The sequence below is a fragment of the Kitasatospora sp. NPDC086801 genome (genome assembly GCF_044745805.1).
In the GTDB taxonomy this organism is placed as follows: Bacteria; Actinomycetota; Actinomycetes; order Streptomycetales; family Streptomycetaceae; genus Kitasatospora.
Window position 1 is genome coordinate 131,584 of record NZ_JBIVAX010000021.1, and the last position, 8,945, is coordinate 140,528.

Sequence of the window (8,945 nt, forward strand, 5' to 3'; positions counted from 1 at the left end):
AGCACCTCGGGGAGCGGCAGCGTGAAACGCCGGATGATCAACTCGCTGCTGGGCGTCGTCCTGGTGGTGGTCGTGGTGTTCTGCGTGCCGCTCGCCCTGGTCGAGAAACGCACCATCGTCAACTCGGCCCAGGACCGGGTGGACGCGTCCGCCGTCCGGGTGCTCGCCCTGGTCGAGAACCGGCTCTCCGCGGGTGAGCCGGTCACCGGCCGGGCCTTCGACAACCAGGTCACCGAGGGCAGCTACGTCGAGGTGCAGATCCCCGGCCAGGACGTCGTCTCCAGCGGCGAACGCCTGGCCGGCGGCCACCTGCTGAAGGCCGTCGAACGCGGCAACAGCGGCGAGGTCGTCACCGTCGAGCAGTCCCGCGCGGACGTCGACCACGAGATCGCCAACATGCTGCTGCTGCTCGGCGTGGTCGCCCTGCTGGCCGTCCAGGCCGCCGTGGCGCTCGCCGTCTGGCAGGCCAAACGGCTCGCCCGGCCGCTCACCGACCTGGCCGAGACCGCCGAACGGCTCGGCTCCGGCGACCCGCGCCCCCGCGACCGCCGCTACGGGGTGCCCGAACTCGACCGGGTCGCCGAGGTGCTGGACACCAGCGCCGAGCGGATCGCCCGGATGCTCACCGCCGAACGCCGGCTCGCCGCCGACGCCTCGCACCAGCTGCGCACCCCGCTCACCGCGCTCTCCATGCGGCTGGAGGAGATCACCGCCCTCGCCGAGGAGCCGGAGACCGTCAAGGAGGAGGCGACCATCGCCCTCCAGCAGGTCGAACGGCTCACCGACGTCGTCCAGCGGCTGCTCACCACCCAGCGCGACCCGCGCAGCCCCACCGCGGTGGCCTTCGACCTGGACGAGGTGATCAAGCAGCAGGTCGAGGAGTGGGGCCCGTCGCTGCGCGAGACCGGCCGGGTGCTGTCCCTGGAGGGCCTGCACGGGGTCACCGCCGTCGGCACCCCGGGCACCGTCGCCCAGGTGCTGGCCACCCTGATCGAGAACTCGCTGATGCACGGCGCCGGGACGATCACCCTGCGGGTCCGGCCCTCCGGCACCTCGGTGGTGGTCGAGGTGCAGGACCAGGGCGCCGGCGTGCCGCCGGACCTCGGGAACCGGGTGTTCGAGCGCGCCGTCAGCGGCCGCAACTCCACCGGCATCGGCCTGGCCGTCGCCCGTGACCTCGCGGAGGCGGACGGCGGCCGGCTCGAACTGCTCTCGCTGAAGCCCGCGGTGTTCGCGCTCTTCCTCGGCCGCAGCCACACGGACTGAGCCGGGGGCGGGGCCGTGCGGCCGGCTACTCGGCCTTGGCGTAGCGGATCTGCTCGGCGGCCAGCATCAGTTCGGCCTGGGCCGCCAGCTCCTGGCCGCTGGCGCCGCTCGCGTCCTGCGCGGCCGGCTCGGGTTCGGCCTTGAAGACCCAGGTGCGGTAGGAGAAGAAGCGGAACACGGTGGCGATCGCGAGGCCGGCCACCTTCGCGCCCAGCTGCTCGTAGTGCGAGTCGAGGCCGAGCACGTACACCGAGAAGCCGAGCACCCCGGTCTCGATCAGCATGCCGATGCCGCTGTACACCAGGAACAGCGTGATCTCCCGCTTGCGCGAGGCGGCGTCGCGGTCCCGGTACAGCCAGTAGCGGTAGCCGAGGTAGTTGGTGGCGATGGCGATCAGCGTCGCCGCGATGTTGGACCGCAGCGAGGCCAGGTGCAGACCGTTGATGCAGACCCAGAAGACGGCGAAGTTGACCACCACGCCGCTCAGGCCGACCAGGCCGAACTTCACCACTTCGCCTGACAGCCCGCGCAGTTTCTGCGAGAGCGAAGGGCTCGAAGCTGCGGTCGTCGCCATACCGGGCTGCCTCCATGTGCCTGCGGGTCGAAGAGCGGATCGCGTGGACGCGTCCACCCCTTGAGCCCTGCGTGCACGCACATGATCGGACTGCGCAGACCAGGACCTGGCCGTCCAGGCTACCCGCTTCCACCGAACGGCTCAGCCCCCAGGGCCCCGGGTCGACCGGGGCATCCGGCCCACCCCAGCGGTTCCACCGCCCCCGACCGGCCCGGATATCCTGGCGGGGTGACTTCCCCGGGCAATGTGAATTTTCCAGTGGTGGGCATGATCGGCGGCGGGCAGTTGGCCCGCATGGCACACCAGGCGGGCATCCCGCTCGGGGTCAGGTTCAAACTCCTCGCCGACACGCCCCAGGACTCCGCCGCACAGGTGGTCTCCGACGTCGTCCTCGGCGACTACCGCGACCTCGACACGCTGCGCCGCTTCGCGGCCGGCTGCGACGTGATCACCTTCGACCACGAGCACGTCCCCACCGAGCACCTGCGGGCCCTGGAGGCCGACGGCGTCGCCGTCCGGCCCGGGCCGGACGCGCTGGTCAACGCCCAGGACAAGGGCGTCATGCGGGCCAAGCTCGACGCCATCGGCGTGCCCTGCCCCCGCCACCGGATCGTCGCCGACCCGGCCGACGTCACCGCCTTCGCCGCTGAGCTCATGAGGGACCAGGGCGGAGCCCCGTCGGACGAGGGTGGGGGCGGGCGACGGGCGGGAGGCTACCCGGTCGTGCTGAAGACCGTCCGCGGCGGCTACGACGGCAAGGGCGTCTGGGTCGTCGACTGCGAGGAGGACGCGCACGCGCCGTTCCTGGCCGGCGTCCCGGTGCTCGCCGAGGAGAAGGTCGACTTCGTCCGCGAACTCGCCGCCAACGTCGTCCGCTCGCCCAGCGGCCAGGCCGTCGCCTACCCGGTGGTGGAGAGCGTCCAGGAGAACGGCGTCTGCGCCGAGGTCACCGCCCCCGCGCCCGACCTCGACCCCGCCCTCTCCGACGAGGCCCAGCAGCTGGCCCTGCGCATCGCCGGCGAGCTCGGCATCACCGGCCACCTCGCCGTCGAACTGTTCCAGACCAGGGACGGCCGGATCCTCGTCAACGAACTCGCCATGCGCCCCCACAACTCCGGGCACTGGACCCAGGACGGCGCCGTCACCTCGCAGTTCGAGAACCACCTGCGGGCCGTCCTCGACCTCCCGCTCGGCGACCCCCGGCCTCGCGCCAAGTGGACCGTCATGGTCAACGTCCTCGGCGGCGACTACCCGGACATGTACCACGCCTTCCTGCACTGCATGGCCCGTGACCCCGGTCTGCGGATCCACATGTACGGGAAGGACGTGAAGCCCGGCCGCAAGGTCGGCCACGTCAACGTCTTCGGGGACGACCTCGACGACGTCCGCGAGCGCGCCCGCCACGCGGCCGCCTACCTGCGAGGAACGATCACCGAATGACCTCCTCCGCCTCTTCGTCGAGCTCCTCCTCGGGCCCGCTCGTCGGCATCGTGATGGGCTCGGACTCCGACTGGCCCGTCATGGAGGCCGCCGCCCAGGCCCTCGACGAGTTCGAGATCCCCTACGAGGTCGACGTCGTCTCGGCGCACCGGATGCCCCGCGAGATGGTCGCGTACGGCGAGAACGCCCACCGGCGCGGCCTCAAGGCCATCATCGCCGGCGCCGGCGGCGCCGCCCACCTGCCGGGCATGCTCGCCTCCGTCACCCCGCTGCCCGTCATCGGCGTGCCGGTGCCGCTGCGCTACCTGGACGGCATGGACAGCCTGCTGTCCATCGTCCAGATGCCGGCCGGCGTCCCGGTCGCGACCGTCTCGGTGGCCGGCGCACGCAACGCCGGCCTGCTCGCCGTGCGGATGCTGGCCGCGTTCGACCCCGAACTGACCGAGCGGATGACCGACTTCCAGGCCGAGCTGAACAACCAGGCCACCGAGAAGGGCAAGAAGCTCCGCGCCAAGGTGGCCGGATCCTCCTCCTTCGGCTTCGGCAAGTAACCCCGGTGGTGGGGGTGGGGTAGAACAGCCCGTATGACTACCGCTCAGGACACCCCCACCCCGCTGGACCGCGCCCGGGCCCTGCTGCGCACCGCCCCCGTGGTCGACGGCCACAACGACCTCCCGTGGGCGATGCGCGAGCAGGCCGGGTACGACCTCGGCGCGGTCGACCTCGCCGCCGACCAGAGCGACCGCCTGCACACCGACCTCGCCCGCCTCGCGGAGGGCGGGGTCGGCGCGCAGTTCTGGTCCGTCTACGTGCCGACCCGGCTGGCCGGCGACCACGCGGTGAGCGCCACCCTGGAACAGATCGACTTCGTCCACGCCCTGGTCGAGCGCTACCCCGACCGGCTCCGGCTCGCCCGCACCGCCGACGACATGGAGGCCGCCCGCGCCGAAGGCCGGATCGCCTCCCTGATGGGCGCCGAGGGCGGCCACTCCATCGACTGCTCGCTCGCCACCCTGCGCGCCCTCCACGAGCTCGGCGTGCGGTACCTGACGCTCACCCACAACGACAACGTGCCGTGGGCCGACTCCGCCACCGACAAGCCGGCGGCCGGCGGGCTGACCCGGTTCGGCGAGGAGGTCGTTCGGGAGATGAACCGGCTCGGCATGCTCGTCGACCTCTCGCACGTCTCCGCCGACACCATGCGCGACGCCCTGCGGGTCACCGAGGCGCCGGTCGTCTTCTCGCACTCCTCGGCCCGCGCCGTGTGCGACCACCCGCGCAACATCCCGGACGACGTGCTCGCCCAGCTGCCCGCCAACGGCGGCGTGGCGATGGCCACCTTCGTGCCCAAGTTCATCCTGCCCGCCGCCATCGAGTGGACCCTCGCCGCCGACGAGAACATGCGCGCCCACGGCTTCCACCCGCTCGACACCACCCCGCCCGCGATGGAACGCCAGCGCGCCTTCGAGGCCGCCGTCCCGCGCCCGATCGCCACCCCGGCCACCGTCGCCGACCACCTCGACCACCTGCGCGAGGTCGCCGGCATCGACCACATCGGCATCGGCGGCGACTTCGACGGCACCGCCTTCCTGCCCGACGGCCTGGGCTCGGTGGCCGGCTACCCCAACCTGGTCGCCGAACTGCTGCGCCGGAACTGGTCCGAGGCCGACCTCGCCAAGCTCACCTGGCACAACGCCGTCCGCGTCCTGCGCGACGCCGAGTCCGTCGCCGCCGGGCTGCGGGCGAGCCGCCGCCCGTCCATCGCGACCATCGCGCAGCTGGACGGCGCGCAGGGCTGAGCCTCAGTCCAGCAGCGGGATCTCGATGGCCGGGCACTTGTCCATCACCATGGCGAGCCCGGCCGTCCTGGTCCGCGCGTACGCGGCCTCGTCGACCACACCGAGCTGGAACCAGACGGCCTTCGCCCCGGCCGCCACCGCCTGGTCGGCCACCTCCCCGGCCAGCGCGCTGTTCACGAACACGTCCACCACGTCGACCGGGAACGGCACCTCGGCGAGCGAGGCGTAGCCGGGCTCGCCGAGGACCGTCTCGGCCTTCGGGTGCACCGGCACGACGCGCTTGCCGTACCGCTGGAGCACCCGGGCCACCCCGTAGGCGGCCCGGGCGGTGTTGTTGGACAGGCCGACCACCGCCCAGGTGCCGCCGGTGCCGGTGAGGATCCCGCGAACCGTCGCGTCGTCGCCGTAGCTCGTCATGCCGGTGCCAACGACGTACCCCGGCGGGGGATTCCCCCCCCCGGGGGGGATCAGCTGGGGCGGCCGAGGGCGCGGTACGTCCAGCCGGCGGCGCGCCAGGCGGCGGCGTCCAGGACGTTGCGGCCGTCGAGCAGGCGGCGCTCGGCGACCACGGCGCCGAGTTCGGCCGGGTCCAGCTCGCGGAACTCGGCCCACTCGGTGAGGTGCAGGACGACGTGGGCGCCCTCGGCGGCCTCCAGGGCCGAGTCGGCGTAGGCGAGCGAGGGGAACATCTTGCGGGCGTTGTCGACGGCCTTCGGGTCGTAGACGGTGACCTGGGCGCCCTGGAGCTGGATCTGGGCGGCGACGTTGAGCGCGGGGGAGTCCCGGATGTCGTCCGAGTTGGGCTTGAACGCGGCGCCGAGGACGGCCACCCGGCGGCCCAGGAAGCCGCCGCCGCACTGCTCGCGGGCCAGCTCCACCATCCGGGAGCGGCGGCGCATGTTGATCGAGTCGACCTCGCGCAGGAAGGTCAGTGCCTGGTCGGCGCCGAGTTCGCCGGCCCGGGCCATGAACGCCCGGATGTCCTTGGGCAGGCAGCCGCCGCCGAAGCCCAGGCCGGAGTTGAGGAACTTGCGGCCGATCCGTTCGTCGTGCCCGAGCGCGGTGGAGAGCAGCGTGACGTCGGCTCCGGCCGCCTCGCAGACCTCGGCCATCGCGTTGATGAAGGAGATCTTGGTGGCCAGGAAGGAGTTGGCGGCGGCCTTCACCAGTTCGGCGGTCGCGTAGTCGGTGACCAGGAACGGCACCCCGGCCGCGATCGGCTCGGCGTACACCTCGCGCAGCAGCTGCTCGGCGCGCTCGCTGTGGGCGCCGACGACGATCCGGTCCGGGCGCAGGGTGTCCTGGACGGCGAAGCCCTCGCGCAGGAACTCCGGGTTCCAGGCGAGTTCGGCGCCCGCGCCGACGGGTGCCAGCGCGGCCAGCCGCTCGGCGAGCCGGCTCGCCGAGCCGACCGGCACGGTGGACTTGCCGACCACCAGGACCGGGCGGGTCAGGTACGGGGCGAGGTCGTCGATCGCGGTGTCGACGTACGACATGTCGGCGGCGAACTCGCCCTTGCGCTGCGGGGTGTTGACGCAGACGAAGTGCACGTCGCCGAACTCCGCGGCCTCCTGGATGGAGCTGGTGAAGCGCAGCCGGCCGGTCGAACCCTCGTGCCCGGCGACGTGCTTGAGCAGCAGCTCGGACAGCCCCGGCTCGTACATCGGGACGCGACCGGCGGTCAGCGTGGCGATCTTGTCGGGGTCGATGTCCAGGCCCAGCACCTCGAAGCCGAACTCGGCCATCGCGGCCGCGTGCGTGGCGCCGAGGTAGCCGGTGCCGATCACGGAGATGCGGAGGGTCACGGGTTCCCCTTTGTGCGGACTCGACCTGTACGGGTGCCTCTGATGCTATCCGCCCCGACGGATCCGGCCTCGATCGCCTGTGCGCCGGGGACGCTAGGCAGCCGCAGGTCGGCGCCCTAGGATCTCTACTGAACGGTAGTTAACCCCGGATTGACTTCGATCACTGGACGAGGCGGGCATCATGGCGGGCAGCGCAGGGGCGGCTGACTTCGATCTCTTCCGTATCTCCGAGGAGCACGAGATGCTCCGTGAGGCGGTGCGTTCGCTGGCCGAGGCGAAGATCGCTCCGTTCGCGGCGGAGGTGGATGAGCTGGGGCGGTTCCCGCAGGAGGCGTTGGACGCGTTGCGGGGGAGTGATCTGCACGCGGTGCACGTGCCGGAGGAGTTCGGTGGTGCGGGGGCGGATGCGCTGGCGACGGTGATCGTGATCGAGGAGGTGGCGCGGGTGTGTGCGTCGTCCTCATTGATTCCGGCGGTGAACAAGCTGGGGTCGTTGCCGGTGCAGTTGTCGGGTTCGGAGGAGTTGAAGGCGAAGTACCTGGGGGCGTTGGCGCGGGGTGAGGGGATGTTCTCGTACTGCCTGTCGGAGCCGGAGGCGGGTTCGGACGCGGCGGGGATGCGGACCCGGGCGGTGCGGGACGGGGACTTCTGGGTGCTGAACGGGGTGAAGCGCTGGATCACGAACGCGGGTGTGTCGGAGTTCTACACGGTGATGGCGGTGACGGATCCGGAGCTGCGGTCGAAGGGGATCTCGGCGTTCGTGGTGGAGAGGGGCGACGAGGGGGTGTCGTTCGGTGCGCCGGAGAAGAAGTTGGGGATCAAGGGGTCGCCGACGCGTGAGGTGTACTTCGACAATGTGCGGATTCCGGCGGATCGGATGATCGGTGCGGAGGGGACGGGGTTCGCGACGGCGATGCGGACGCTGGACCACACGCGGGTGACGATCGCGGCGCAGGCGGTAGGGATCGCGCAGGGGGCGTTGGACTACGCGAAGGGGTATGTGAAGGAGCGGCGGCAGTTCGGGAAGGCGATCGCGGAGTTCCAGGGTGTGCAGTTCATGCTGGCGGACATGGCGATGAAGCTGGAGGCGGCGCGGCAGTTGACGTATGCGGCGGCGGCGAAGTCGCAGCGTGGGGACGGGGATCTGACGTTCTTCGGGGCGGCGGCGAAGTGCTACGCGTCGGATGCGGCGATGGAGATCACGACGGACGCGGTGCAGTTGCTGGGTGGGTACGGGTACACGCGGGACTATCCGGTGGAGCGGATGATGCGGGACGCGAAGATCACCCAGATCTACGAGGGGACCAACCAGGTCCAGCGCATCGTCATGGCCCGCAACCTGCCGTAGCCGGACGGCGCTTCGGTCCCGACCGCACCTCGGCCCCGACCGCACCTCGGCCCGGAAAACCGGGCGACGGCGGGCGGCCCCGCTTCGTAGGCTGCCCGCCATGTCCTCCGCACTGAGCCTGGGCCGGATCACCCCCGACACCATCGACGCCGCCCTCGCCCTGAAGGTGCGCCCCGACCAGGAGGCCCTGGTCGCGCCGGTGGCGACGTCGCTGGCCGAGGCGTACGCCCACGGTGACACCGCCTGGCCCCGGCTGATCATGGACGGGGAGCGGCCGGTCGGCTTCGTGATGGCGTTCTTCGACATCGGGTTCGACCCCGAGCGGCCGGACGACCGCCCGCGCTCCGGCCTCTGGCGCCTGCTCGTCGACGCCGACCGGCAGCGCGGCGGCTACGGCCGCTTCGCCGTCGAGCAGGTCTGTGCCGAGATCCGCCGCCGCGGCGGCACCCGCGCCACCGTCACCTACGTGCCCGGCCCGGACGGCCCCGGCGCCTTCTACGCCGGCCTGGGCTTCCGCCCCACCGGCGAGACCAGCGGCGACCAGGTGGTGGCGGAGCTGGAGCTGGCCGCGCCACAGCGGTGACCTCCCCGTCCCGGCGGGTGACGAGTAGGGTGCCGGGCCATGTTGCGTCCTGAAAGCTGGTCCAGGCTCGCGGGTGGAAGTCCCGTCCGGGTAGACACCGGAGTGCCCGGTAGCAGGTCCCGGTTCGTCG

9 protein-coding genes are annotated in these 8,945 nt (G+C 72.0%); 6 read left to right on the plus strand and 3 right to left on the minus strand.

The window, feature by feature from the left end:
• Positions 1-21 precede the first annotated feature (21 nt).
• Complete coding sequence (locus ACIPLC_RS22455; RefSeq protein WP_350877372.1) at positions 22-1,266, plus strand: ATP-binding protein; 1,245 nt, start codon at positions 22-24, stop codon at positions 1,264-1,266.
• 25 nt (positions 1,267-1,291) lie between these two features.
• Here the strand turns inward: ACIPLC_RS22455 and ACIPLC_RS22460 are convergent, their stop codons facing one another.
• Complete coding sequence (locus ACIPLC_RS22460) at positions 1,292-1,840, minus strand: GtrA family protein (RefSeq protein WP_400474761.1); 549 nt, start codon at positions 1,838-1,840, stop codon at positions 1,292-1,294.
• Positions 1,841-2,086: 246 nt separating this feature from the next.
• On the opposite strand from ACIPLC_RS22460, the gene ACIPLC_RS22465 reads away from it, so the two are divergent.
• Genes ACIPLC_RS22465 through ACIPLC_RS22475 form a run of 3 tightly spaced genes read left to right on the plus strand, consistent with a single transcriptional unit; the run spans position 2,087 to position 5,079 of the window.
• Positions 2,087-3,280 (plus strand): 5-(carboxyamino)imidazole ribonucleotide synthase, encoded by a 1,194-nt coding sequence (locus ACIPLC_RS22465; RefSeq protein ID WP_400474774.1) that lies wholly within the window; start codon positions 2,087-2,089, stop codon positions 3,278-3,280.
• The gene (purE, locus tag ACIPLC_RS22470) at positions 3,277-3,831 is read left to right on the plus strand and encodes a 5-(carboxyamino)imidazole ribonucleotide mutase (protein WP_400474762.1); all 555 of its coding nucleotides are present in this window, start codon (positions 3,277-3,279) and stop codon (positions 3,829-3,831) included. Before ACIPLC_RS22465 ends, purE begins: the two co-directional genes overlap by 4 nt.
• Positions 3,832-3,864: 33 nt before the next feature.
• On the plus strand, positions 3,865-5,079 hold the full coding sequence (locus ACIPLC_RS22475; protein ID WP_400474763.1) for a dipeptidase: 1,215 nt from the start codon (positions 3,865-3,867) through the stop codon (positions 5,077-5,079).
• 3 nt (positions 5,080-5,082) lie between these two features.
• Here ACIPLC_RS22475 and ACIPLC_RS22480 read toward each other — a convergent pair whose 3' ends face one another.
• A complete protein-coding gene (locus tag ACIPLC_RS22480) occupies positions 5,083-5,496 on the minus strand; it encodes a CoA-binding protein (protein ID WP_400474764.1) in 414 nt (137 codons plus the stop codon).
• A 50-nt stretch (positions 5,497-5,546) separates the two neighbouring features.
• A complete protein-coding gene (locus ACIPLC_RS22485; protein ID WP_400474765.1) occupies positions 5,547-6,884 on the minus strand; it encodes a UDP-glucose dehydrogenase family protein in 1,338 nt (445 codons plus the stop codon).
• 181 nt (positions 6,885-7,065) lie between these two features.
• Here ACIPLC_RS22485 and ACIPLC_RS22490 point away from each other — a divergent pair, with 181 nt between their 5' ends.
• A complete protein-coding gene (locus tag ACIPLC_RS22490) occupies positions 7,066-8,232 on the plus strand; it encodes an acyl-CoA dehydrogenase family protein (protein ID WP_400474766.1) in 1,167 nt (388 codons plus the stop codon).
• Positions 8,233-8,332: 100 nt separating this feature from the next.
• Positions 8,333-8,815, plus strand: a complete 483-nt coding sequence (locus ACIPLC_RS22495) for a GNAT family N-acetyltransferase (protein WP_400474767.1) — start codon at positions 8,333-8,335, stop codon at positions 8,813-8,815.
• The last annotated feature ends 130 nt before the right edge of the window (positions 8,816-8,945 follow it).

Bases quoted from the DNA above. Each gene is read 5' to 3' on its own strand.
- ACIPLC_RS22460 (WP_400474761.1), bottom strand. From the start codon at position 1,840: ATGGCGACGACCGCAGCTTCGAGCCCTTCGCTCTCGCAGAAACTGCGC.
- purE (WP_400474762.1), top strand. From the start codon at position 3,277: ATGACCTCCTCCGCCTCTTCGTCGAGCTCCTCCTCGGGCCCGCTCGTC.
- ACIPLC_RS22475 (WP_400474763.1), top strand. From the start codon at position 3,865: ATGACTACCGCTCAGGACACCCCCACCCCGCTGGACCGCGCCCGGGCC.
- ACIPLC_RS22480 (WP_400474764.1), bottom strand. From the start codon at position 5,496: ATGACGAGCTACGGCGACGACGCGACGGTTCGCGGGATCCTCACCGGC.
- ACIPLC_RS22490 (WP_400474766.1), top strand. From the start codon at position 7,066: ATGGCGGGCAGCGCAGGGGCGGCTGACTTCGATCTCTTCCGTATCTCC.
- ACIPLC_RS22495 (WP_400474767.1), top strand. From the start codon at position 8,333: ATGTCCTCCGCACTGAGCCTGGGCCGGATCACCCCCGACACCATCGAC.